The sequence below is a fragment of the Actinoallomurus acanthiterrae genome (genome assembly GCF_054775715.1).
Genome location: NZ_BAAHCO010000001.1, coordinates 2,733,773 through 2,758,070 on the forward strand (window position 1 = coordinate 2,733,773; position 24,298 = coordinate 2,758,070).

The window sequence follows — 24,298 nt, forward strand, 5'->3', positions numbered from 1 at the left end:
GGTCCCGGAACGGTGCAGGAACTCCGTCCAGACCGATCGCACGTGACGCTGGCACCTAGCGTCGCACTGAGATCGAGCTCCGCGTTCGCTACCGTGCTCGCTGAGGTGGAGACCGAGACCTCCATGGCGTACTTGTTCCCAGGACGCCCCTCATCGGGAACGTCGACGAGCGAGACGTGCAGCACGATTGGGTCGGCTGACGGACTGTCCGACGGCGTTGACGACGTCTTTGTGCCGGATGGCGTCGCGGTGGGGGACTTACTGGGGTCGCCGGACGCGAGGGCTGGGGGAGAGTTGCCGACGATCAGGACGATCCCTGCGCCGAGAAATATGACCAGCGGGTTTCGTGCCGATCGTGCGAGCACTGCTCACAACCTCCCCATCGCACCGTAAAGACACCACCCCGGCTTACCCGGGGAGTCAGGTATGACTCATGCGACCACGTCAAAGCCGATCAATCAACCGTGCTAACGGAGTTATATCGCAGCAACCTTTAGATGAGCTCCTGGTGAAGCCCGCTGATCTCGTTCCGGGACACCCAGGCCTGATAGACGCCGATGTCCACGCGTTCGAGCTCGAGACCTGCGGCAACGGGCGCGCGACCGCCGCTGTACTCGACGCGTACCCAGCCGTCATGCTCGCCGATGACGACGAACGGCTCGCCGCGCCACGTACAACGGGTCCGGACGTAACGCAGGCCGTCGACCTCGTCCTCACGGACGACTAGCAGGAACCGGTCGGGCCGTATCTCGGTGAAGCCGTCCACCGGCACGGTGGAGTACAGCCGGACCTCACCGTCGACGCCGGGCACCGCGTCGTAGTCGGTGCCCTGCCAACGAGCGACGTAGCCGTCTCTGATCACTGGTCCTTCTCCCACACGAGCCGATCCGCGTCGTACCTGGCGACGAACCGTTCGGACCCGTCGCTGCTGATGACGTACATCTCCGAGCTGTGCGGAAGCCTGAAACTTTCAGCCTTGTACTCCGGGATGCTGCCCGCACTGCCGGGGGCAAAGCCGTCGCCCGTGAACGGAGGAGGCTCCACCACCCAGCCGTCCTCGCCCCACTCCTTGAGGGCGTCCTCGTTCGCGCCGCCGAACGGCGTGCGGTAGAGCCCGGCGCGGTACGCCGCCCAGCGGATGACGTACACCTTCGGGTCGTCGGCCGTGAAGGGTGACCCGTCGCGGATCAGGCCGAGGCATTCGTAGAGCCGCTGCGGCGTGTTGAGGTCAATGACGTCCTGGACCCGGTGCACGAAGCCGGCGACCCGGTCGTACGCCTTGTCGAGGTACCAGGGGACCTGGTCGTGGACCAGCACCTTCTGCATGATCGTGAACGCCCCGTCGGCGGGGGTGCGCGACTCAGCCTGATCGACGGCCTGGGGTTCAAGCTGGGCGGCGATCGGCGGCATCGTCTCGACCGGGACATGGACTCCGGTCGGCGCCTGTGCCGGCTCCGGCTCGGTGATCGACGGTGCGGTCGCCGTCGGGAGCGAGATGCTCGCCGGGATCTGTGCCGGTCCGGGTTGGGCGGTCGATGGTGCGGTGGTCGGCGGGACCGGGATGCTCGCCGGGATCTGTGCCGGTCCGGGTTGGGCGGTCGATGGTGCGGTGGTCGGCGGGACCGGGATGCTCGCCGGGATCTGTGCCGGTCCGGGTTGGGCGGTCGATGGTGCGGTGGTCGGCGGGACCGGGATGCTCGCCGGGATCTGTGCCGGTCCAGGTTGGGCGGTCAACGAGGCCGCCTCCGCCGGGACCGGGATACCGGCCGGGCCCTGCGTCGGCTCCGGCAGCGGCGTCCGAGGGGGGGCCGCGGGTGCCGCGAGCGACTCTGGGGCCGCCGCGACCGGCTCCGGAGGCGCCTGCCCAGGCACGGCGGAGCCGTCCTGGGTGAGGTCGCCGAGGGGCGCCACCGGCGCGGAGGGCGGTGCGGTCGGCGTGGCGGCGCGGTTCGCGAGCGAGGCGGCGATCGAATGGATCTGCTCGCCGGACAACGTGGTCTCGATCGGGGTGCCGGGATTCACCGAGACATCCCAGCTCGGCTCCTGCCAGGCGGAGAGGAGGTCGGCGAAGGTCGGCATGACGAACCCGGTGGTGCCGACCGCTTCCTTCATCCAGTCGAAGGAGGTGAACACGAGCATCGACGCCCGGCCCCGGACGGACACCGCCGCCCAGGGGAACGCCGGGTCGCTCGGCGGCGTCTGCACCGTCGGCGGCGTACGGCTCCAGACCGGCAGGAAGACCGACGCCTCGAGCAGCACCTGCAGGTGTGCGTCCGGATCGTCCCGGACCTCGAACAGGCGCCGTTCGGCGTCGTTCTGCGCGGGGAAGTCGCTCGCCAGGCGTTCGGCGGCCTCGTCGTCGACGCGGCGCGACAGCGCGGTGATGCGGTCCCCGGGGATCGTGACGCCGATCGCGGAACCGTCGTTCATGACGAGGTCCCACGCCGGGTCCGGCCAGAACCGCAGGATCTTCGTCAGGTCGGACAGGATGAACGGGTGGCCGCCCATCGCCTCGCGCATCCGGCTCGGCCCGGTGAACAGCGGGACGACGGTCCGTCCGCCGGACTCCTGGGTGTACCACTGGAAACCGGGACGGCCGGGGCCCAGCATGAGGTCGCCGCCCTCGACCATGGGCACCCAGATCTGGCTCGCGCCCAGGAGCGTCCGCAGGAGTCCCTCGCGGTCGTCGCGCGCGGCGGCGTCGTAGAGCAGGCGTTCTTCTTCGTCGAGGGGGATGAAGTCGGCGTCCGCCGTGAAGTGCGGCGCGAGGGGCGCGTCGGAGGAGACCGGCCGCGGCCCGCCCTGCGTGGGTGTGTCGGTGGGGGAGGACGTGGGGCCGGCGTCCGCCTGGCCGGGTCCCGGGGGCATCGGTTCGTCGGCGGAGACGATCGGCATGGGCGCGGTCTCGGCCACCGGCGGGGTGTCCTCCGCCGGGGCGGGCGGCACCGCGCCGGCGGTGGAGAACGAGGGGTACGGCGGTGCCTCCCCGGCCGGTGTCCGCCCGTCGGGCACACCCCCGGCCGACTCGGCAGGCGGCGCATTCCCGGTGCGTCTCTCGCGGCCGGCTCCGCGGCCGGCGTGCCCCACGTCGGCCTGTCGCCGGCGCTCCGCGGGCGGCGTGCCATCGGTCGGCTCCCCGGTCGGCCTCTCGCCGGCCGACTGCACCCTGGCCAACGCCTCTCGGGCGAACGCCTCCAGGGCCGGCGCGTCCGCGATCGTCGTCTCCCCGGACGACTCATCCCAGGCCGGCGGGGCCGGGTTCGAGCCGGGCGCGGGCGGGGGACCCGCCGGCGGCGGCGTGGGGAACGAGAGACCCGGGAAGGGCGCGGTGTCGGTGACGGGTGCCGGGGCCGGTTCGCCCGGGGCCGGAGGGCGCGCGTCTTCGAGCGGCGTCGGGGCCGGTTCGCCCGGGACCGTAGAGTGCGCGTCCCCGAAAGGAGCGGGGCCCGGTTCGCCCGGGACAGCAGGGTGTGCGTCCCCGAAAGGAGCGGGAGCCGGTCCGCCCGGGATCGGAGGCTGCGTGTCCCCGAGCGGCGTCGGGCCCGGTTCGCCCGGTGCCGCAGGGTGTGCGTCCCCGAAAGAAGTGGGAGCCGGTCCGCCCGGGACCGGAGGGCGCGTGTCCTCGAGCGGCGTCGGGGCGGGTTCGCCCGGGACCGGAGCGTATGCGTCGCCGAAAGGAGCGGGAGTGTGTTCGCCCGGAACCGGAGGCTGCGGGTCGCCGATAGGGGGCAGAGCCGGTTCGCCCGGGACCGGAGGGTGTGCGTCCCCGAAAGGCGCGGGGGCCGGTCCACTCACCGGCGGATGCGCGTGCGCGGGAGGCGCCGAGGCGTCTCCGGTCGGCGGTGGAACGGTGCCCGGCTCCAGAGTGGACGGCTCGGCCGGAGGTACGGACGGCAGCGAGGTCTCCGCCACCGGTGGAAACGACAGCGAACCGAGGTCCGCTGCCGCTTCGCCGGTGTACTGCCCGGTGGGCGTGGCCTGCCCGTGAGCCGTCTCCTGCTCGGCCCCCGCACCGTACGTCATCTCCTGGCCGGCCTGCGAGCCATAAGGCGTCTGCTCGGCTTGCGCGCCGTAGGGCGTTTCCTGCTCGGCCTGCGCGCCGTAAGGCGTTTGCTCGGCTTGCGCGCCGTAAGGCGCCTCCTGGTCGGCCTGCGAGCCGTGAGGAAGCTCCTGCCCGGCCGGCGCGGCGGACGAGTCGTGAAGGACCGCCTCATGCCCGGCGTGCGTCCCGGGGGTCGCCTCCTGCTCCGCCGGCGACTGACCGGCGGGGCCGGTCTCGGGAGCGGGCGGCGTCTCCTGGGCGGGCGGGAGGTTCGCGGTGAGCTGTCCGACGAACCAGGCGGGCAGGTAGCCCTCGATCGGCAGCCCGGAGTTGACCGCGAGCCACCAGTCGCTGTCCGGCCAGGTGTTCGCCATCTCCGCGAGCGGCATCCGGACGAAGTGCTCGTAGCCGGGGCCGAGGCAGGCACGCGCCGCCTCGACCGACGTGTAGGCGAGTATGTGGGTGCGACCCTCGTGCGTGCTGGTCGGCCACGTGAACGCCGGCTGTCCGGGGTCGGGCTCGACCTGTGGCAGCGGAAGGACGAGCTCCGCCACGCTCAGCAGCTTGAAGTAGGCGTTCTGGTCGCCGTCGCCTAGGGCGTCGCTCAGCTGCTGCTCGAGTTGGTTCGCGGGCTCCCATGTGCCGGTCATTCGCCACCCCCCGGAAGCTCTTTGCACAAGAGGACCACCGTACCGGGAGCAAACCGGCGGCGCGCACGAGTACCGGCAGCCGATTGGACTTACCCGGACGAACTGTCACTTTCGATAGCGCTGACCAGCAGCGGAGCGGATCGTCAGGCGGTGAGCCGTCGCAGCGCGGCCAGCAGACGGTCGATGTGCTCGTCCGTGGTGCCGATGCCGAAGCTGGCCCGCAGCGCGGTGCCGTCGCCGTCATCGCAGCCGCCCTGCCCGTCGCCGACCAGTCGCCGGACGAACGGGTGCGCGCAGAACTTCCCGTCCCGCACACCGATGCCGTACTGGTCGGACAGCGCGGTGGCGACGGCGCGGGACCCGCGCCCCTCGACGACGAACGACACGATGCCCACGCGCGGGTGCCCGTCGCCCCACAGCGACAGCTCCCGTACGCCGGGGATGGCCGCCAGGCCGGTCCGCAGCCGCCGCAGGAGACGCTCCTCCTCCGCGACGAGGGTCTCCCAGTCGGTCAGGGCCTCGCACGCGGCTGCGAGCGCGACGACGCCGAGGACGTTCGGCGTGCCCGGCCTCGTGCCGCTGCTGCGGGTCCGCCGACCACGTCACGTGCTCGCCGACGCTCGCGGTGGCGCCGCCGCCCAGGAGGTACGGCTCGGCGGCGCGCAGCCAGTCGGCGCGGCCGACGAGGCAGCCCGCTCCGAACGGCGCGTACAGCTTGTGGCCGGAGAACGCGACGTAGTCGACGTCGAGCGCGCCCATGTCGAACGGCCGGTGCGGGACGAGCTGCGCTGCGTCGACCGCGATGCGGGCGCCGTGCGCGCGGGCGACGGCGGCGAGTTCGGCGACGGGCCACAGCTCGCCGGTGACGTTGGAGGCGGCGGTGACGACGAGCAGGCGCGGCCCGGCCGGCGCCGCGGCGAGGGCCTCGCCGGCCGCCGCGAGGGCCGCCGCCGGGGATTCGGGGGCCGCGAGCCGTACGACGTGGTTGCCGCGCTGCCAGGGCAGGAGGCTCGCGTGGTGCTCGGACTCGAACACGACGACCGTGGTGCCGCGCGGCAGGGCGTGCGCGAGGAGGTTCATCGCGTCGGTGGTGTTGCGGGTGAACACCACGGCGTCGCGCCGCCACGCGCCGACGAACTCCCGGACGACCTCGCGGGCGCGCTCGTACCGGTCGGTCGTCACCTGCGAGGCGTATCCCGCGCCGCGGTGCACGCTGCTGTAGTAGGGGAGGGCGGCGTCGAGCGCGTCGCGCACCGCCTCCAGACAGGGCGCGCTCGCCGCGTAGTCGAGGTTCGCGTACGGAACGGTCCGGCCACCGGCGACGGGCACGGGGACGCCTTCACCCACGACGCGCAGGGTGGGACGGGTGATGGGGGGCAGATCGAGTACAGCGGACAACACACACCTCCAGCGGGGCCTTGGACCCCGCGAGGGGTCCGCGCTTGTCCGGCACGGTCGTGTCGGACCCGGTCATCACCCGGGGCACCCCGCCACGGACGGAGGGTTGCCGGCCAGCAAGCCGGGGCTTCGCGCTGGCACTCGTGACCTGACGGTGAGTATAGAGCACTCGCCCGAAGAACGCCGTTTCGGCGTCGTGTGACCGCTTCTCCGCGATTGAATACGGGGCACGGGAGTTCGACGAAGGGAGAACAGGGCGATGCGGGGTGGATGGCGGCGGCCGGCGGGGGTCGTCCTGGTCGCGGTGTGCGCGGCCGGATGCGGCGTCGGCACGAACAAGGGCAGGGTCTGCAAGGACGCGGTGAAGGCGGTCGGGTCCTACAACGCGACCCTGAACCGCATCTCGCCTGACGACATCACCCAGTGGAAGCAGGCGGCGGGGACACTCGCCACGCGCTTCGACGCGCTCGCCCGTGAGTCGGACGACAAGAAGCTGAGCCGGACGCTGAGCGGCATGGCGACCGAGTGGCGGGGCGTCAGCACCGGCATCACGCCGCGCGACATCTCCGGCCTGCAGAGCGCCGTCCAGCGCCAGCCCGCCGCCCTCGCCACGGCCTGCAAATGAACGCCTGAGCGCCCGCCGCCGTAGGGTCGCGGGCGCTCAGCCGCTCAGAACATCGAGTTGGGATCGCCGCCGTCGTACACGCGGCCCGTGGGCTGGCCGGTCGGGCCGCCGGTGGGCAGGTGGGTCGGCGGGCCTCCGGTCGGCGGGTGGTGAGTCGGCGAGGACGGGTGGGACGGCCTGGTCGTCCGGGGCCTGGAGAAGCTCGGGTGCGGCTGCGGCTGCGCGGGCGACGTCGGCGACGGGTACTGGCGCCCGCCGACGTACACCGACGGGTCCCCGAACGACTTCACCGGCATGTCCGCGTCGGCCTTGACGAGGAAGTTGTGCCAGATCGTGGCCGGCAGGTCACCGCCGTACGAGGAGTAGCCGGGGATGCTCAGCGCCTTGTTGTCGCTCCGGAAGATGCCGATCGAGGCCGCCAGCTGCGGGATGAACCCGTTGAACCAGATCTGCTTGCCACTCGAGGTCGTTCCGGTCTTGCCTGCGGCGTTCCGGTCCGGCAGCGCGGCATTGGTGCCGGTGCCCGCGTCGACGACCTTCTGCATCGCGTACGTCGCGTCCCGGGCGATCTGCGTGCTGAAGACCCGCTTGCCGGTGGTCGGGACGACGCGCTTCTTGCCGTCCCGGTTGGTCACCGCCCGGATCACGTGCGGCGCGTGGTAAACGCCCTCGGACGCGAACGCGGCGTACGCGGCGGCCTGCTGCTCCACGCTGACGTCGATGACGCCGAGCGGGAACGTGACGGCGGTGTTCGCGCCGTTCGCGGTCAGCTGCGACTCGGGGATGCCGAGCTTCTCCGCCATCTCCATCACCTTGTCGTTCCCGATCTTCTGGGCGATGTTGACGTACGCGGTGTTGATCGACTGTTGCGTCGCGGTGACGAGGTTGACCGGGCCGAAGTCCTCGTGGTTGTCGTTCTGGATCGGTTTGCTGCCGTCGAACGTCTGGTCGTCGCTGCCGTCGACCTCGTCGTCCAGGGACATCCCGTCGTTCAGCGCCGCGGCGAGGACGTACGGCTTGAAACCGGAGCCCGGCTGCACCTTGGCGTCGAACGCGCTGTTGAAGTTGTTGTCGAGGTACTGCTTGCCGCCGTAGAACGCGTTGACCTCACCGGTCGACGGGTCGACGGACACCAGGCCGGCCATGACCTTGCTGGAGACGCTCGAGGGCATGGCGTCCTCCACGGCCGCCTTCGCGTCGTCCATCAGGTCCTTGTCGAACGTCGTACGGATCTTCAACCCGCCGTTGTCGATCTGGTCCTGGGTGTAGCCCATGCGCAGCAACTCGGCCTTCGCCAGGTCGTACATGTAGCCCTTCTCACCCGCGTAGATATTCTTGATCTTCTCCTTCTTGGGCAAGGGGAACTGCATGGCCGCGGCCTGCTGCGAAGTGATGCTCCTCATCTGGACCATGCCGTCGACGACGTACTTCCAGCGGCTCTGCATGTACGCGCGGGCCTTCGGGTTGGACGTGTCCATTGCGGTCGTGGGCACCTGGATGGCCGCGGCGATGTAGGCGCCCTCGGCGGGGGTCAGGTCCTGGACGTCCTTGTTGTAGTACGCCTGGGCGGCCGCCTGGATGCCATAGGCGTCCCGGCCGAAGTAGATCGTGTTGAGGTAGGTCTGGAGGATCCAGCTCTTGTCCTTCTCGCGCCCGACCTTGAGCGCGACCATGATCTCCTTCAGCTTGCGGGACGCCGTGCGCTGCTGGCTGAGGCCGCTGTAGTAGTTGCGGACCATCTGCTGGGTGATCGTCGACCCGCCCTGCATGGATCCGCCGGTCGCCGTCGCCCAGACCGCACGGGCCGTGCCCTTGAACGACACCCCGGGGTCGCTGTAGAAGCTGCGGTTCTCCGCGGAGATCACGGCGTCCCGCACCGGCTTCGGCACCTGGGACAGGGGGACCGGCTGCCGGTTGGTGCCCTTCTTCAGGATGACGCTCTTGCCGTCGCTGAAGTAGAACGTCGAAGGCTGAGCGTTGGCCATGGGCTGCGAGGAGGTCGGTACCGGCGTCATCAGGTACGCGACGATGAAGCCGGCGACGGGCAGCAGGATGAGCAGGCCCAGCACGTACGCCGAGCGGCGCAGCCACTTGGCCCGCCGGCTCCGCTTCTTCTTCGGCTTCTTGGACTTCTCGTCCTTGGACTTCTTGCCCTCGGGAAGGGCGTGTACGGCGGTCATGGCCGACGGGCCTTCGTCGGCCAGGACCAGACTGCCCGCCGTGGGTTCCACGGGCGGGGCCATGTCGGGTCGAGTGGCGTCATCGAGATCAGTGGCTCCGGACTTCACGGCAGATGCCGATGCGGCGACGCCGCGCGGATCAGCCGCGTCCCCCGGTCCGTCCGCGGCCTCGAGCCCGACGGCGTCATCGTTATTGGACGCGCCGTACGACCCCGAAGTTGGCGAAGATCCGGTGCCGTTCGTCCCGCCCTGCGAAGATCCGATCTCGTTCGCGACGGCCGACGAGGTTCCGGGGCTCTTGAAGAGGTCCACCGATGTCTCGGCGCCGCTCGCCCCGGCCGACGGAGAGCCGGTGCCCTCCGTCGCGGTCGGCGAGGCGCCGGCGCCGTGTGCCGCGCCTTGCGCGGATCCGGCGCCGTTCGCGGTGGCCGGCGAGGAGCCGGAGCTCTTCGTGAGGTCCGGCGAGGTCTCGGTGCCGTCCGTCGCTCCCTGCGGGGACCCGGCGCCGTCCGCGACGGCCGGTGAGGTTCCGGCGCTCTTGGCCAGGTCCACCGATGTCTCGGCGCCGCTCGCCCCGGCCGACGGAGAGCCGGAGCCCTCCGTCGTGGACGGTGAGGCACCGGTGCCGTCCGTCGCGCCTCGCGCGGATCCGCTGCCGTTCGCGACGGACGACGAGGAGCCGGCGCTCCCCGCCAGGTCCGGCGATGTCTCGGCCCCGTCCGCCGCGGTCGGCGAAGAGCCGGTGCCGTCCGTCCCGGCCGGCGAGGCGCCGGTGCTGTCCGCCACCGCCGACGGAGAGCCGGTGCCGTCCGTCGCGGTCGGCTCAGGGCCGGAGTCGTCCGCCGCGCTTCCGGTCACCGTGCCGTCGGTGCCGTCCACGGGCGTCGTGGGATCGCCGTCGTTGGCAGAGGTGTCGGGCATTTGCGATTCACCGGCTCCGACGCCGGTGTCCTTGTCACTCACTCGTCCCCCGTGACCTGCGTGAACCCCCGAAGGTACCTGAGGGGCGCGGCTGCACCGATCGGCGTGCCGGGCGTCCGGGGGCTTGACGATCCTAAGCCACGAAGGATAAAAGGCACGTCAGCCCCTGGTGAGCACCGTACCGATCAACCGCGCCACCTCGCGCGCCACGGCGTCCCGCCCCGGTGCCAGATATTTTCGGGTGTCCACCACCGTCGGATGGTCGGCGAGGTATCCCCGGACCGCGTCGGTGAAAACCTTGTTCAGATGGGTGGCGATGTTGACCTTGACGATGCCGGCCTCGACGGCGCGCGTCAGGTCGGCGTCCGGCACCCCGGACGACCCGTGCAGGACGAGCGGCACCGGCACGGCCGCCCTCAGCCGTGCGATCAGGTCGAGGTCGACGGCCGCGGTCCGGTCCGTCATCGCGTGCGAGGTGCCCACCGCGACCGCGAGCGCGTCCACGCCCGTCGCGGCGACGAAGCGGGCGGCCTCCTCCGGCTCGGTGCGCGCGCCCGGGGCGTGTACGCCGTCCTTGCCCCCGACCTCGCCGAGCTCGGCCTCGACCCACACGTCCCGCTCGTGGCAGTACGCGGTCATCTCGGCGGTCGTGGCGACGTTGGCGTCGTAGTCCAGGGCGGACGCGTCGTACATCACCGAGCCCAGCCCCAGCTCCACCGCCTCCCGTACGAGCTCGGGGGAGGTGGCGTGGTCCAGGTGGACGGCGACCGGGACCTTCGACTGGCGGGCGGCCGCGAGGGTCGCCAGCGCGATGGGCTCCAGCGCGCCGTGGTAGCGCACGCAGTTCTCGCTGATCTGCAGGATGACCGGGCGACCCGCCGCCTCGGCCCCGTCGATCAGCGCTTCGGCGTGTTCGAGCTGGATGACGTTGAAGGCGCCGACACCGTGCCCGGCGACGACGATCTCTCCTGCGGAGACGAGAGGCATCTGCGGAATCCTTCGTAGGCGGCGGGATCGTACGCTCCCGCGACGGGTGCGAGCACGGCCGCGGCCGACAGCGCGGCGGCGTCCTTGAGCAGGTCCGGCCAGGGCGAGCCGATCCCGGCGGCGAGCGCGGCGACGACCGAGTCGCCCGCGCCGGTCGGGTTGCCGGTCACCACCTGGGGTGGGGCCACGCGGTACACGTCGTCGCCGACGACGGCCAGCAGGCCCTCGGCGCCGAGCGAGACGACGACCGCGGGCGCGCCGAGCGACCGGCCACCCGTGACGGGACGGTCCGTGCGGGTGAGCTCGGCGAGCAGTGACGGGTCGCCGGTGCCGGGACGGTCCGTACCGGTGAGCTCAGCGAGCAGCGACGGGTCGCCGGTGCCGGCGACCAGCGACCGGGCGCCCGCGACCGGGTCGGCCGTGCCGGTGAGCTCGGCGAGTTCGACGGCGTTCGGCTTGACGGCCCAGGCGTACGGCGCGGCGTGCCGCAGCGGCTCGCCGGACGTGTCGACGATGACCCGCGCGTCGCGCCGGGCGAGCCGGGCGACGGCGTCCGCGGGCACGCCCGGCGGCAGGCTGCCGGAGATGACGACGACGTCGGCGTCGGGGATCCGCGCCTCCAGCGCCGCCCACTCCTCCGGCGTGATCGTGGGGCCGGGCTCGTTGAGCAGGGTGGCGTCACCGCCGGCCACGACGGTGACGGTACGGCGGGTCTCCCCGGCGATGGGGACGAGGTCGTGCGCCAGCCCGGCGGCGTCCAGGTCGGCGCGCAGCGCCGCGCCCGTCGGCCCGCCGGCCGGGCCGACGACGAGGACGTCGTGGCCGAGCGCGTGCAGGACCCGGGCGACGTTCACGCCTTTGCCGCCCGCGCGGGCGTGGACGTTCTCGACGCGGTGGGTCTCTCCGGGCCGCAGCTCCGGCAGCTCGTACGTGACGTCGAGCGCGAGGTTGGGCGTGACCGTGACGATCACGCCGTCACCACCGACTCGACCCGAAGATCCGCGTCGAGGAGCACGAGGTCCGCGCGGAGCCCGGGTACGACGGCGCCCCGGTCGGTGAGGCCGAGCAGCGCGGCGGGCGTCGTCGCGGCGAGCCGTACGGCGTCCTCCAGCGCGACGCCGGACGTCAGCACCGTCTGGCGGAAGATCGCCGCGGCCGTCGCGGTGCTCCCGGCGATCGAGCCGCCCTCGGCCAGACGCGCCACGCCGTCGCGTACCTCCACGTCGAGGCCGCCGAGCCGGTAGTCGCCGTCGGACATGCCCGCCGCCGCGATGGAGTCGGTCACCAGCGCCGTCCGCGCGCTGCCCGCGGTCCGGGCGATGTGCGCCACGATCGACGGGTGCAGGTGCACGCCGTCGCCGACCAGCTCGACCGTCACGTCCGGCGCCTCCAGCAGCGCGAGGATCGGCCCCGGCTCGCGGTGGTTGAGCGGGCGCATCCCGTTGAACAGGTGCGTGGCGACCCGCGCGCCGCTCCGGACGGCCTCGAGCGCCACGTCGTACGTCGCGTCGGTGTGCCCCACGGCGGGGATCACGCCGGCGTCGCGGACGCGGCGCAGCGCGTCCAGGCCGCCGTCGAGCTCGGGCGCGAGCGTCATCATCCGTACGTTCGGGACCTTCAGCAGCCGCTCGACGATCTCCGGGTCCGGCGCGCGCAGCAGGGCGGGGTCGTGTGCGCCCTTGCGGGCGACCGACAGGAACGGGCCCTCGTAGTGGACGCCCGCCACGACGCCGTCGTCGGCGAGCTCCGCGAGGACGGACGCCCGGCGTTCGAGCTCGTCCGGTGTCGCCGTCACCAGGCTCGCGACCAGCGTCGTCGTGCCGTGCTCCAGGTGGAACGCCGCCGCCCGTACGCACTCCTCCGGGTCGGCGGAGTCGAACGACGCGCCGCCGCCCCCGTGGCAGTGAATGTCGACGAAGCCGGGGACGATCACGTGGACATGCCGGTCGGTCCGCTCCGGCAGGCCCCGCTCGACGCGCGCGATCCGGCCGCCCTCGACGCTCACCCATCCGGGTTCGAGGACGCCGCCGGGGGTGACGACCTTGTCCGCGCTGAGAATCGTCATCGTCGCTCCAATAGGTCGCGTGCCCAGAGTCCGGCGCCGACACACCCGGCCTCGTCCCCGAACCGCGCGATGGTCAGGCGCGGCCGGCGATGGAAGGTGAGCCGCCCGGCGAGGTCGTCGTCGAGCGGGTCCAGCAGGAGGTCGCCCGCCCGGGACAGGCCTCCGCCGATCACGATCACTTCGGGGGCGATCAACGCGGTCGCGGCGGCCAGGGCGGTGCCGAGGAAGCCGACCGTCTCCGCCCAGATCGCCGCGGCGTCGGCGTCGCCCTCGGTCACCAGCGCGGCGACCGCGTCGGCGGCAGCCTCCCGGCCCGTACGGCGGGCGTATCGGCGGCCGACCGCGGCGGCGGAGGCGACCGCCTCCAGGCAGCCGGTGCCGCCGCACACGCACGGCTCGTCGACCCCGACGGACATGTGCCCGATCTCGCCGGCGTAGCCGCCGGCGACGCACAGGTGCCCGTCGATCACCATCGCCGCCGCGATGCCGGTGCCGATGGCCACGACGAGCGAGTTGCGGGCGCCCTGCGCCGCACCCAGGCGGATCTCGGCGGTCCCGCCGGCGCGTACGTCGTGGCCGACCGCGACCGGCAGGCCAGTGCGCTCGGTGATCAGATCGCGGAAGGGGACATCCCGCCAGCCGATGTTCTCCGACCAGACCGCGACGCCGCGCTCGTCGTCGACGATGCCGGGCACGGCGAGGCCGATCGCCTGGGCGTCGCCCGCCTGCCCGACCAGCTCCGAGACGGTCTCCAGCACGGCGTCGACCGCGGCGTCGCCGTGCGGCGTGGGCCGGCGCAGGGAGGCGACGCGGTCGAGTTCGGGAGAGAGGACCGCGCCCTTCATCGATGTGCCGCCGACGTCGAGAGCGACGATCACTTGAGCACGACCGAGCGGGTCAGCGACCGCGGGCGGTCGGGGTCGAGGCCCTTCGCCTCACCATGTGCGACCGCCAGCCGCTGCGCGACGATGAGGTGCGCGAGCGGGTCGAGGCCGCTGGTCGCGAACGTCGCGCCGGTCGCGGCGACGTCGTCGGCGAGCCCGTCCGGGGGAGCGCCGAACATCCAGGTCAGCCGGCCCGGCTGGGCGATGCTGATCGGGCCGTGGCGATACTCCATGGCCGGGTAGGACTCCGTCCACAGCTGCGCCGCCTCGCGCGCCTTGAGCGCGGCCTCCTCGGCCAGGCCGACGGTCCAGCCCCGGCCGAGGAAGGTGATCTGCTCGGCGGCGAGCCACGCGGGGTCCAGGGGCTCGGTCAGGGCCCGCTCGGCGTCGTCGGCGGGTACCGCGTCGCCGAGAGATGCGCGCAACAGCGCGAGCGCGGTCGTGGCGAACCGGGTCTGCACCACCGACCGCTCGTCGGCGAAGTCCAGGACGATCGTGCGCGTCCCCGCCGCGAAGGGCGCGTCGGGGATCGCGGTGATCGCGGTGACCTCCGGAAGCCGTTCGACCGCCTCGAGCACCTCGGTCGTGGTGCCGGACCGGCTGATCGCGACGTAGCGGTCGTAGTCACGGCCGAAGGGCAGCTCCGAGGCGGGGAAGGCGTCGGTGAGGCCGAGGCCCCTGCTCTCGCGCAGCGCGGCGTACGCCCTGGCCATGTACAGCGAGGTGCCGCAGCCGAACACGGCGACGCGCTCACCGTCACGAGGCAGCGCCCCCCGCGCCTCGCCCAGCCGGTCGGCGGCCCGCCGCCAGCAGGAAGGCTGACTCTCGATCTCGGCCACGACGTGTCGTTGCGCCAACACCGCCTCCATATCTGCTCGTTCTTGAGCGATTCGTGCTCGTATCATGCACTAATGAGCACGGCCTCGCCAAGAGTCTGAGCGGACGCGGAATCGCTCAGGACGTACACCGTATGCAGATGACGAGTGATCGCCGGTGCTCCGGCGATCCGGTCGGACGACAGCGGCCTGTCGCCCGTCGCCGCGTGGATCTCGCTGATCCCGCACACGCCGTCGACCAGGATCGCGTCGGCGTCCGCGGTGGCCGGCGCCTCGGCGCGCCCTCCGCGGGTGGTGCCCGGTCTCATCTCGGCGCGCCGATCGTACGGAGCAGTCCGGATGCGATTCCACGTGTCTCCCTGATCGATCACCCGAGCTCAGGGCCCGGTGCACCGCCTTGACGATGATGTTCGGCACTCTGTCGTCGCTTGTCACTTTTGTGATGACCGTAGGCGGCGAGGTGTTGGATTGTTGCGTAGCTCACATTGATACTCGCCAGTAACGTTCCGCTGACCCAGGCGTCATGAGGAGGGTCAGATGGCGGAACAGGCCGTTGCCGTCGACGCGAACGCTCCCTGGGGAGAGCGGATGGGGACCGGCGACCGGGTGATCGTCGGAATCTTCGTGGGCATTCCCTTCGTCGCGGTGATCGTGTCCGTCGTCGTGTTCTGGGGCTGGGGCGTGACATGGCACGACCTGGTCATCGGCGCGGTGATGTACGTCATCGCCGGGCACGGGATCACGATCGGCTACCACCGGCTGTTCACCCACAAGGCGTTCAAGGCCGCGCGACCGCTGAAGATCGCGCTCGCGGTCGCCGGGACGATGGCGGTCGAGGGCGACGTGATCACCTGGGCCGCCGACCACCGACGCCATCACCAGTTCGCCGACAAGCCGGGCGACCCGCACTCGCCGTGGCGCTTCGGCAACTCCATCCCCGCGCTCGTCAAAGGCATGATCTGGGCGCACGTCGGATGGACCTTCAGCAACGAGAAGACCAACCAGCGCCGCTACGTCCCCGACCTGCTGGCCGACCGCGACCTTCGCAGGGTCGCGCTCTGGCAGCCGCTGATCGTGCTGTTCTCCTTCGCCGGCCCCGCGGTCGCGGGCGGCCTGTGGGGAAGCGGCGCCTGGGACGGGGGAGCCGCCTGGTCGGCGTTCTTCTGGGCCGGGCTTGTCCGTATCGGCCTGCTCCACCACGTCACCTGGTCGATCAACTCGATCTGTCACGTCGGCGGGGAGCGGCCGTTCCGGTCCCACGACCGCTCCGGCAACGTGTGGTGGCTCGCCCCCCTCTCCGGCGGAGAGTCCTGGCACAACCTCCACCACGCCGACCCGACCTCGGCGCGGCACGGCGTGCTGCGCGGCCAACTGGACTCCAGCGCCCGCCTCATCTGGCTCTTCGAACGACTCGGCTGGGCCCGCGACGTCCGCTGGCCGGACGAACACCGGCTCGCCGTACGGGCCCGCGACGAGTGATCCGTCGGGTCCATCGGATCCGGGGCTGGGCCCTCGGCCGGCCGCTGCCGTCGACGGCTCGTGGTCGCGGAGGAAGGACGCTTTCCGTTCTGCACGATCCGCCGGTGAAGGGGTGTGACCGTGGTGAGGAGACAAGACGCCGAGTCCCGGCCGTGGCTGGCCGTCCCGCGGGGTACCGCCGTCTGGCTGCGTCCGCTCATCGGGCCGCTGGTCGACGAGGTCGTCGTGGAGATCGGCAGCCACGTCCCCGAGTTCGACCGCCCGGAGGACGAGGTCTTCGGGCGGCAGCAGCGGCTCGCGGTCGAGGCCGCGCTCCAGCAGTTCGTCGACCTGCTGGAGAACCCGCGCGCCCCGTGGGAGAGCATCGCCTCGGTGTATCGGGCGATCGGCGCCTGGGAGGCCGACCAGGGCCGCGGCCTCGACGCCCTGCAGCGATCCCTGCGGGTGGGCGCCCGGCTGGCCTGGCGGCGCATCGCCGAGCAGTGCGACTCGCCGGACGTCCTCGGCCCGCTCGCCGAGGCCATCTTCGTCTTCCTCGACGAGATCGCCGCGGCCGCCTCGGAGGGGTACCTCAAGGCGATCGGCCGGGCCGCCGGCGAGATCGAACGCCGCAGGCGAAGACTTCTGGGCCTGCTGCTGTCCGATTCACCGGCGTCCTCGGAGGAGATCGCCGAGGTCGCCCGGATGGCCGGGTGGGCCCTGCCCCGTACGGTCGCCGGCGTCGCGCTCCTCGAACGGAAACCGGACGAGTTCACGCCCTTGACGCTCCCGCCGGACGTGCTGGTCGACACCGAATGCCCGCAGCCGTACCTGCTCCTCCCGGATCCGGACGGCCCGGGCCGCTCCCGCATCCTCGAGGCCATCGACGTCGACTGGATCACCGCCGTAGGACCGACCGTCCCCCTGCGGGGCGCGGCGAACTCGCTGCGGTGGGCCCGGGAGGCCCTCGCCCTGGCCCGTCGCGGGATCATCCCCCGCGACGGCCTGATCCGCTGCAACGACCATGAGTCGACGCTCGTCGTCTTCCGCGACGAGGGCTTCATCCAGAACGTCGCCGCCACCCGGCTCGCCCCCCTGGAGACCCTGCGGCCCGGACAGCGCGAACGCCTGGCGGAGACGCTCCTCGCCTGCCTGCAGCGCGGGTTCAACGCCAACGAGGCCGCCGAGCGCCTGCACATCCACCCGCAGACGGTGCGGTACCGGCTCCGGCAGCTCGAGGAACTGTTCGGAGAACGGCTCTACGACACCGACCAGCAACTCGCGCTGGAGATGGCACTGCACGCGTGGCTGGCACTGGCCCGCATTCGCGAGACCTGAGATTTCGTTTTCTTTACAAGAATGTCAACTCGATTGTCAGAAAATAGTATTACCTTCGTGTTTCCCACCCGTTAACGTCCTCCTCGATCGGCCCGCTCCACAGCGATGAGGCCGATGTCCTACTGGAAAGGGGTAGCGCGCGTCTCCCGCTCATTCGCGCGCTACCCCCACTGACGTCACGCGTCAGTGCGAGGAGGTGGCATTTCCGTGTTCTCCCCCCGCTCTCGGATGACCCACCGCACCGCGGCACACGCCGCCGTCGCAGTCGTCGCCCTCGCCGCGGGCGGCGTCGCCGCGACCGCCACCGCGACCACCGCACGCGCGGCCACCTGCGCCGACGTTGACGTGGTCGTCGCCCGCGGAACCTTCGAACCCGGCACCCTCGGTCTCATCGTGGGCGACCCGGTCTACTCCGCCGTCCAGCAGAAGGTGACCAGCAAGACCACCAGCAGCTATCCGGTCAACTATCCGGCCAACCTCGACGTCTACTCGAACCCGAATTCGGCGCAGAAGGGAAATGCCGACCTCGTCGACCACGTGACGAAACAGGCCGCCGCCTGCCCGAACCAGCGCTTCATCCTCGTCGGTTATTCGCAGGGCGCCAATGTCGTCGACAACTCGATCGGCATCAGCAGTGACGGCGCCGTCGTCGGCGGCGCCATCGTCGCGACGATCCCGGCGTCGATCGAGCCCCGCGTCGCCGCCGTCCTCCTGTTCGGCAACCCGATCCGAGCGATCGGCAAGAGCGTCACCGGCACGTACGCCTCGCGCACCGACGACTTCTGCGCGAACGGCGACCCCGTCTGCGGCGCCGGCACGGACGTCTCCGCCCACCTCAGCTACGGCAACGACGCGGGCACCGCCGCGACCTTCGCGGCGGCCCGGCTCTCCTGAGCCTGACGAGAACCTTTTCGGGGGCGTCGGTCCGCTGACCGGCGCCCTCCGCCGTTCCCGTCCGTGCGGGGTCCGACCGCTCGGATGTCCCGATACGGCCGGCGGATCCGCTGCGACGTGCTCCCTCGGTGCGAGTTCGCGCAGGCGCTACAAAATGAATACGTAGTGTGATAGTCATGTGACGGTACGCAGCAGGTCCGCGTATGCGCGTCTCATCAACGGCAAGCCATGGAGACGGTCATGCTCGTGTTCACCCTCGCTGTAGTCGCGGCCGTCGGGGCCGTGTTCGCAGCCGCGTTCCTCTTCCGCAAGTCACGCCACGGCGCCGACGACCGGGGCCCGGGCAGCACGACCGCAGGACACGCGGGCTCGATGCTGTCCTCCCTGTTCCTGCTCGCCTTCGCGATCGCCATCGTCCTCCCATGGACCGCGGCCGACTCCGCCCGGCAGAACACCCAGGCGGAGAGTCAGGCGATCATGGACGCCTACTGGGCGGCCGCCGCCCTCCCCGCACCCGCCGGCACCCAGGTCCAGGCATCGCTGCGCGACTACGTCCGCTTCATCGTCGACGACGAGTGGAAGGTCATGGCCAAGGGCGGTCAGCCAGGAGGGATGGGCGCGCCTGGACACCCTGCGGGCCCAGGTCACCGGCCTCCAGGTCTCGGGCAGCGCGGCGGAGACCGCCCGGAGCACCGTCCTCGACCGGATCCGGGACATGTCGGCCGCACGCGGTCAGCGGGCGGTGGACGCCAAGTCCCAGCCGCCTGCGGGCCTCATGATCCTTACGATCATCACCGCGATCCTCGTGTGCGCGTTCCCGTTCCTGGCCGGCGCCCGGCCCCGGGGCATGGCCCTCATCCCGGCGGCGGCGATGACGGCCATGCTCACCGTCGGCGTCTACCTCTCGTTCGACATCTCCCACGTGTTCCGCGGCGCCCTGCGCGTCAAGCCGGACGCCTTCACGTCGGCCCAGCAGGAGTTCCCCCGCATCCCCGAGAGCCGGTGACCCATGCGCACGCGCAGCATCAGCCTCCTCGCGACGGGTGCTCTCATCGGGCTGACGTCCGCCCCCGCACTGGCCGACGACGGCGCCAAGTCCACCCGCTCCCGCACCCCGACCCGATCCACCCCCGCAACCCGCCGCTCCGACCCGTCGAGCCGGGCGGCCTCCTCGGCCCGGTCCGATTCCTCAGCCCGGTCGGCCTCCTCGGCCCGGTCCACCTCGTCCGCCCGATCGGGCGGGACTTCCTCGTCGCGCCGATCGGCCTCATCTGACGGGCCAGCCGAGGCGGCCCCATCGGCCGGCTCTGGTGAATCGGCAGGGGCGAGTCTGTCGGCGGGGTCGGGTAAATCCGCTGGGTCGACCGAGCCGACCAGGTCGGGTTCATCCACGGAGTCGGCGTCGTCGACCGGATCGCACTCGGCCAGATCGGATTCATCCACGGGGGCGGCGGCGCCGGCGGGGTCGCGCCCGGCCGGGGGGCGCTCGACCGGGTCGGCGAAGTCGGGCTCATCGGCAAGGTCGGGTTCTTCGGCCGGGGCACGCACGTCGACGGAGTCGGGCGGATCGGCTCGCTCTGACAAGGCCGGCCCGAGCACTCGAGGGTGCCTCGCACGCTGGATGGCGCGTGGCCGTCCGGGTCCGATGCTTCGCGCCCGATGGCCGACGTACCCGATCCAACGTGGCCCATCTCCGCACTGCTGCCCTTCGAAGCCCCATCCGCCGGCGGTCTCGTACGGCCACCGGCCTCGTCGAACATGCCCGCCGCTCAGCAGGCGCCCGCAGATCCGGCCCGCTCACGTCATCCGGGCCAGGGCGGTCAGACGGGCTCGGCTCGCGCGGGCGGCGCGCGTCTCGGCGACCGCGCCCCAGACGACGATGCCGATGAGCCGAGCGATCGGCGTTCCGGGAGGCGTGACGACTCGGGAGTGCCGAGCGATCGGCGTTCTGGAGGGCCTGGCGACTCGAACGGGCTCAACGGTCGGGGCTCCGGGGGGTTTGGTGACTCCGACGGGCCGACGGGTCGGCGTTCCGGGGGAGGTACCGAGTCCGGCGGGCCGAGCGATCGGCCTCTCGCCGCTCCTGGTGAGGTCGGCCGTCGGCGTCTTTCCAGCGCGGAGTACGAGGGCCCGGCGCCGATCCTCTCCCTGGGCCTGTCGATCTGTGTCGACCTCGACCTGCTCCATGCCCTCGACGTCCGCCTCGCCGTCGGCGAGTGTGAGGCTCCCGCCAATCCGGCGCCGCCGACACCCCCGCCCACATCTCCTCCCACGTCTCCTCCGACCTCGCCGCCCGCCTCTCCGCCGACGACGCCTCCGCCCGTACGGCCACCGCACACCGCACCGTCTCCTGCCGTGCCCACCGCACCGGTCGCGCCGGTACGCCCGGTCGCCCTGCGGCCGGCGCCCGCACGTCCGGCGGCCACGCCGCCGCGCACCGCGCCGAGCCGACACCCGGCTCCGTCGTCGTTCGCGCCGGCGCCAACGCAGAAGCCTGAGGCCGTGCACCTGCCGCGGCGGAAGAAGCCGCTCGCCACGCTCACGGTCCTGGTCGTCCTCACGGTGATGATCGCTGTCGCCGCGGGGGTCGCCTTCGCAGCCATCTGACGCAGCGCCATGTGACGGAGAGCCGTACGGGCGCGCCCGTACGGCGATCGTCCGCCCACGGCGGCGTGCGTGATACCGGCCGAGTTGGCTCGACCGAGCCCTGCACGCGTGTCCGCCTCATCGGCCTCACGGAGTTCCCGGCCGTCCTCGCCTGCGCGGAGGTGTCCGACGGCGAGGTTCGGAGGAGCGCGATCAGTGAGGCTGTGGGCGTTACTCAGGGTTCGGAGAGCCGGCTGCGCATTCGTGCCGTCCCCGCCCTAGGGGACGCCCAACGTCCGGGCCGGCATGTCCTTCGGCGGTCACCGCTGCCGACCGCGGCGATGACGGCGCATGCCGTCCACCTTCGCCGCGAACTCGCGCGGCCGGAGGATCGGAGTACCGCGCCAGGGTGACATGCTCGTCAGGTCGGCGTCGTCGGAGACGATCAACAGGGCACCCGTCTCGGCCGCGAGATCCAGGATGGCGTTGTCTTCGAAATCGGCGCAGTCGGACACCGTTCGCGGCGGGTCGACTATTCCGCCGCTGCTATGCGAAGCAGCGCGGGCGAGGAGACCGAGGTAGGCATCGGCGTCGTTGGGCTCCCACTTGAGACCTTCCTGGAGGACTCGCGTCGTGTTCTCCAGGATGTGTGGTGAGAGCCAAAGCGAGAACTCCGCTGCATCGACAATGATGCCGATGCAGTCCGCATAGGCGTTGCCTGACGTCGGAGGCGGTGACGGCCATGATCGAAACGGGCTGTTACCTCCCGCGACCGCACCGACAAGGACATTGACGTCGAAGACGACGGGCACTGCGGTCACGGCGAATCCTTGCTCTTCAGGATCCTCTTGGTGAGTGCGGGGATGTCCTCCAGCGCGAGCCCCTGCTCGGCGAGCTTGCGCTGGCCGTACGCCTGGGCCTCACGAAGCTCTTCGGCGAGTTTCACCGATGCCATGACGCGGAGGGTCGCACGGAGGTATGCCGAACGATTGCCGTCGCCGAAGTAGTCGACGAGTTCGTTGAGGAGAGCGCGGTCCTCGTCGGCGACGGCAAAGCCAATGGTCTTGGTACTCATATCGACCTCCAAGGCCTCAGCGTAGCATTCAGATTGCATCTCAGATGCGGCCGATTGCATCTGTCCCTTCCGTGCCGCCGATGCCGTCGATGACGTGCGGGTCGACGGTGAACGCCGACAGGCGATCGTTCTCAACGGTCATCGAGCGGCAGCCTCGTGTTCGACGAGGTGGCGGAAGAGTTCGGTGCGCGGCTTGGGGAAGGCTTCGACGCCGTGGGTGGGCTCGCCGAGGACGAGCAGGCGGGTGGCTCGGGTGATGATGGATCTTCAAAACGTGGTCGCGGGGGTGCACATGGCCCACGAGGGGCCCGGCCTCGTCACGACCCGCGTAGCCGTCTCCACCCGACTGGCGGTCACGTCCCCGGACGTGCGGGATTTCGAGATCCACTGCGACCCGGCCGACCCCGCGAGCGCCGCCGTGGCCCGACGGCTCTCGTTGGCCACGGTCGCGGGGGTTACTCCGGCGAACGCCATGATGTCCCGATGCAGGTGGGACTGGTCGGTGTAGCCGCCGTCGGCCGCGACGCGGGCCGCGTCCTGCCCCGCGGCCAGGCAGTGTGCGGCGTGGTCGAAGCGGACCAGCTTCGCGGCGCGCTTGGGCGGCAGGCCGATCTGCGAGTGGAACCGGGACCACAGGCGCTTACGGCTCCATCCGAGTTCGGCCGCCAGCCGGTCGACTCGGACCTGGCCGCGGCCGGTGGCGATCCGGTCCCAGGCCCAGGCCACCTCTGGGTCTACTGACGATCGTGCCTCATGTCGCCGGGCGAGAAACGCGTCCGTCAACGCGAAGCGCTCCTCCCAGGAGGAGGCAGTGCTCAGTTGTTCACGGATCCGCGACGCCTCCCGGCCCCACAGATCGTCCAGGGCCACTACGGCGCCCTCCAGCTCGGCGGGGAGACACCCAGAACCGCGCGTACGACGGTTGGAGACATGCGCACGTGAACGCACTCGATGTTCGCGCCTCGTACCCGAACCGCGCCTCCGACCCCTAGCCCGGCGACGAGACTTCCCCGGTGCTGCCGCCCGCCGGCGTCGTCCACGATGGGCGGGCCGGCGCTGAAGTCCAGAGCCAGCATCACGAGCCCGTGTGGAACCAGCCGATGGTCGACCGGGGTCATGCCCCGACGGAACCCGCCCACGGTGACGCCGTCCACCCGGCTGGGCCGCGCTGGGCGTACGACGTCCCACACGGCCGCATCGCCGCGTTCGTGTGTTGTGGGCCGCATCGACCCATGCTAGGACGAGCCGGCCGCCGGGAACATTTGTCCAATAAACCGACGCGCACTGATGGCGACAGTGGGCTCATGAGTATTCCTGACCTGAACGGCGACGCCGCGGCCACCGAGATCCTGCCCCTGGACGACGGCGACATCTGCGTGTGCCAGGACGGCCCCCGCGACGCCCCCGCACTCCTTCTCATTCACGGGACCGCCTCCTCGACCCGCTCGTGGGACGCGCTGGTTCCGCTGCTGACCAAGTCCTATCGCGTCATCCGGATCGACCTGCTCGGGCACGGCCGGTCGGCCAAACCGGCCGGCGGGGGGTACGAGGTCCCCGAGCATGGACGGCGGGTCGGCGTGGTGCTGGACCGGCTCGGCGTCGAGCACGCCATCGTGGTCGGTCATTCCAGCGGCGGTATGGTCGCCACCGCCCTCGCCGAGCAGCGACCCGACCTGGTGACCGCGCTCGCGCTCATCAACACCGGACCCGGCATGGACGCCTTCATCGCCCAGGAGTCCGCCGCCATCGGACCCTCGCAGTGGCCGCCGACCGACGAGCAGATCCGCCGGCTTGCGAGCACCGGGTTCAGCCGCGAGGGCTATCAGATCCCACAAGAGTTCATCGACGACGTGCGCGGTATGACCCACCACACATTCACCACGATAATGCAGGCGGCCCGCGACTACCTGGTGCAGCAGACGCTCCCGGATCGGCTGACGGTCCTCGGCAAGCCATTGCAGGTGATCTTCGGTGCGGAAGACCGGAGATGGCGATCCTCGTCCGCCGCCGACTACCGCGCCGTTCCGGGCGCGAGAGTCGAGTGGCTGCCCGGTGTCGGACACTCGCCCATCGTGGAGGATCCGCCGCGAACCGCCGCACTTCTCCTGGCCTTCACGGCGATCCACGCCGCGCCCGCGGACTGAACCGGAGTATCTCCGAGTCCACCCGCCCGGCGGAGGAGAGGGTATGTCCGCACGTCAGGAGCCTGATCGTCCTGGTGGGGTGGCGCGCCCAGAGGGATTCGAACCCCCGACCGTCGGATTAGAAGTCCGATGCTCTGTCCAGCTGAGCTATGGGCGCTCGCTCGACCGGCTCCGAGTGTACGGAATCCACGGCATTCATGTGTCACCAGTAAGGC

At 71.5% G+C, this 24,298-nt stretch carries 19 protein-coding genes, 1 tRNA gene, 2 pseudogenes and 1 riboswitch; of the genes and pseudogenes, 7 read left to right on the forward strand and 15 right to left on the reverse strand.

The window, feature by feature from the left end:
- Nucleotides 1-493 precede the first annotated feature (493 nt).
- From ACYVF7_RS13300 to ACYVF7_RS13310, 3 genes and pseudogenes are all read right to left on the reverse strand, one after another.
- Entirely contained in the window at nucleotides 494-862 is a 369-nt protein-coding gene (locus ACYVF7_RS13300) for a hypothetical protein (RefSeq protein ID WP_460339342.1), read from the reverse strand.
- Nucleotides 859-4,692, reverse strand: coding sequence for an SseB family protein (locus tag ACYVF7_RS13305; RefSeq protein ID WP_460339344.1), 3,834 nt, complete (start codon nucleotides 4,690-4,692; stop codon nucleotides 859-861). Before ACYVF7_RS13305 ends, ACYVF7_RS13300 begins: the two co-directional genes overlap by 4 nt.
- A gap of 143 nt (nucleotides 4,693-4,835) precedes the next feature.
- Nucleotides 4,836-6,093, reverse strand: a pseudogene (locus ACYVF7_RS13310) (aminotransferase class V-fold PLP-dependent enzyme).
- 32 nt (nucleotides 6,094-6,125) lie between these two features.
- Nucleotides 6,126-6,239: riboswitch (SAM riboswitch) on the reverse strand.
- 110 nt (nucleotides 6,240-6,349) lie between these two features.
- On the opposite strand from ACYVF7_RS13310, the gene ACYVF7_RS13315 reads away from it, so the two are divergent.
- The gene (locus ACYVF7_RS13315; RefSeq protein WP_460339346.1) at nucleotides 6,350-6,715 is read left to right on the forward strand and encodes a hypothetical protein; all 366 of its coding nucleotides are present in this window, start codon (nucleotides 6,350-6,352) and stop codon (nucleotides 6,713-6,715) included.
- Nucleotides 6,716-6,759: 44 nt separating this feature from the next.
- On the opposite strand, the gene ACYVF7_RS13320 is transcribed toward ACYVF7_RS13315, so the two are convergent.
- From ACYVF7_RS13320 to ACYVF7_RS13350, 7 genes are all read right to left on the reverse strand, one after another.
- Entirely contained in the window at nucleotides 6,760-9,816 is a 3,057-nt protein-coding gene (locus ACYVF7_RS13320; RefSeq protein ID WP_460339347.1) for a transglycosylase domain-containing protein, read from the reverse strand.
- Nucleotides 9,817-9,975: 159 nt separating this feature from the next.
- Nucleotides 9,976-10,803 carry a class II fructose-bisphosphate aldolase gene (locus ACYVF7_RS13325; RefSeq protein ID WP_460339349.1) on the reverse strand — a complete coding sequence of 276 codons (828 nt, stop codon included), beginning with the start codon at nucleotides 10,801-10,803 and terminating at the stop codon, nucleotides 9,976-9,978.
- On the reverse strand, nucleotides 10,713-11,774 hold the full coding sequence (locus ACYVF7_RS13330) for a 1-phosphofructokinase family hexose kinase (protein ID WP_460339351.1): 1,062 nt from the start codon (nucleotides 11,772-11,774) through the stop codon (nucleotides 10,713-10,715). Before ACYVF7_RS13330 ends, ACYVF7_RS13325 begins: the two co-directional genes overlap by 91 nt.
- A complete protein-coding gene (gene nagA, locus ACYVF7_RS13335) occupies nucleotides 11,771-12,868 on the reverse strand; it encodes an N-acetylglucosamine-6-phosphate deacetylase (protein ID WP_460339353.1) in 1,098 nt (365 codons plus the stop codon). Before nagA ends, ACYVF7_RS13330 begins: the two co-directional genes overlap by 4 nt.
- On the reverse strand, nucleotides 12,865-13,746 hold the full coding sequence (locus ACYVF7_RS13340) for an ROK family protein (RefSeq protein WP_460339355.1): 882 nt from the start codon (nucleotides 13,744-13,746) through the stop codon (nucleotides 12,865-12,867). Before ACYVF7_RS13340 ends, nagA begins: the two co-directional genes overlap by 4 nt.
- Nucleotides 13,743-14,609, reverse strand: a complete 867-nt coding sequence (locus tag ACYVF7_RS13345; protein ID WP_460339357.1) for an SIS domain-containing protein — start codon at nucleotides 14,607-14,609, stop codon at nucleotides 13,743-13,745. Before ACYVF7_RS13345 ends, ACYVF7_RS13340 begins: the two co-directional genes overlap by 4 nt.
- Nucleotides 14,610-14,653: 44 nt before the next feature.
- The gene (locus ACYVF7_RS13350; RefSeq protein ID WP_460339359.1) at nucleotides 14,654-14,896 is read right to left on the reverse strand and encodes a hypothetical protein; all 243 of its coding nucleotides are present in this window, start codon (nucleotides 14,894-14,896) and stop codon (nucleotides 14,654-14,656) included.
- A 229-nt stretch (nucleotides 14,897-15,125) separates the two neighbouring features.
- Here ACYVF7_RS13350 and ACYVF7_RS13355 point away from each other — a divergent pair, with 229 nt between their 5' ends.
- The 5 genes and pseudogenes from ACYVF7_RS13355 to ACYVF7_RS13375 all read left to right on the forward strand — a co-directional run bounded on the left by ACYVF7_RS13355 (nucleotide 15,126) and on the right by ACYVF7_RS13375 (nucleotide 20,885).
- On the forward strand, nucleotides 15,126-16,067 hold the full coding sequence (locus tag ACYVF7_RS13355) for an acyl-CoA desaturase (protein ID WP_460339361.1): 942 nt from the start codon (nucleotides 15,126-15,128) through the stop codon (nucleotides 16,065-16,067).
- Between the two features lie 120 nt (nucleotides 16,068-16,187).
- Nucleotides 16,188-17,384, forward strand: a complete 1,197-nt coding sequence (locus tag ACYVF7_RS13360; protein WP_460339363.1) for a PucR family transcriptional regulator — start codon at nucleotides 16,188-16,190, stop codon at nucleotides 17,382-17,384.
- 228 nt (nucleotides 17,385-17,612) lie between these two features.
- Nucleotides 17,613-18,278, forward strand: a complete 666-nt coding sequence (locus ACYVF7_RS13365; protein WP_460339365.1) for a cutinase family protein — start codon at nucleotides 17,613-17,615, stop codon at nucleotides 18,276-18,278.
- Nucleotides 18,279-18,518: 240 nt separating this feature from the next.
- A pseudogene (locus ACYVF7_RS13370) lies at nucleotides 18,519-19,284 on the forward strand (bestrophin-like domain).
- 1,349 nt (nucleotides 19,285-20,633) lie between these two features.
- The gene (locus ACYVF7_RS13375) at nucleotides 20,634-20,885 is read left to right on the forward strand and encodes a hypothetical protein (protein ID WP_460339367.1); all 252 of its coding nucleotides are present in this window, start codon (nucleotides 20,634-20,636) and stop codon (nucleotides 20,883-20,885) included.
- 299 nt (nucleotides 20,886-21,184) lie between these two features.
- Here the strand turns inward: ACYVF7_RS13375 and ACYVF7_RS13380 are convergent, their stop codons facing one another.
- From ACYVF7_RS13380 to ACYVF7_RS13395, 4 genes are all read right to left on the reverse strand, one after another.
- On the reverse strand, nucleotides 21,185-21,685 hold the full coding sequence (locus tag ACYVF7_RS13380) for a PIN domain-containing protein (RefSeq protein WP_460339369.1): 501 nt from the start codon (nucleotides 21,683-21,685) through the stop codon (nucleotides 21,185-21,187).
- Nucleotides 21,682-21,939: a hypothetical protein gene (locus ACYVF7_RS13385; protein WP_460339371.1), complete on the reverse strand. Its 258-nt coding sequence runs from the start codon at nucleotides 21,937-21,939 to the stop codon at nucleotides 21,682-21,684. The genes ACYVF7_RS13380 and ACYVF7_RS13385 overlap by 4 nt, the downstream gene beginning before the upstream one ends.
- A gap of 267 nt (nucleotides 21,940-22,206) precedes the next feature.
- Nucleotides 22,207-22,809, reverse strand: coding sequence for a helix-turn-helix domain-containing protein (locus ACYVF7_RS13390; protein ID WP_460339373.1), 603 nt, complete (start codon nucleotides 22,807-22,809; stop codon nucleotides 22,207-22,209).
- Nucleotides 22,809-23,165, reverse strand: a complete 357-nt coding sequence (locus tag ACYVF7_RS13395) for a hypothetical protein (RefSeq protein WP_460339375.1) — start codon at nucleotides 23,163-23,165, stop codon at nucleotides 22,809-22,811. The genes ACYVF7_RS13390 and ACYVF7_RS13395 overlap by 1 nt, the downstream gene beginning before the upstream one ends.
- A gap of 78 nt (nucleotides 23,166-23,243) precedes the next feature.
- Here ACYVF7_RS13395 and ACYVF7_RS13400 point away from each other — a divergent pair, with 78 nt between their 5' ends.
- Nucleotides 23,244-24,083: an alpha/beta fold hydrolase gene (locus ACYVF7_RS13400; protein WP_460339377.1), complete on the forward strand. Its 840-nt coding sequence runs from the start codon at nucleotides 23,244-23,246 to the stop codon at nucleotides 24,081-24,083.
- 80 nt (nucleotides 24,084-24,163) lie between these two features.
- On the opposite strand, the gene ACYVF7_RS13405 is transcribed toward ACYVF7_RS13400, so the two are convergent.
- Nucleotides 24,164-24,240: transfer RNA gene (locus ACYVF7_RS13405), tRNA-Arg, on the reverse strand.
- Nucleotides 24,241-24,298 lie beyond the last annotated feature (58 nt).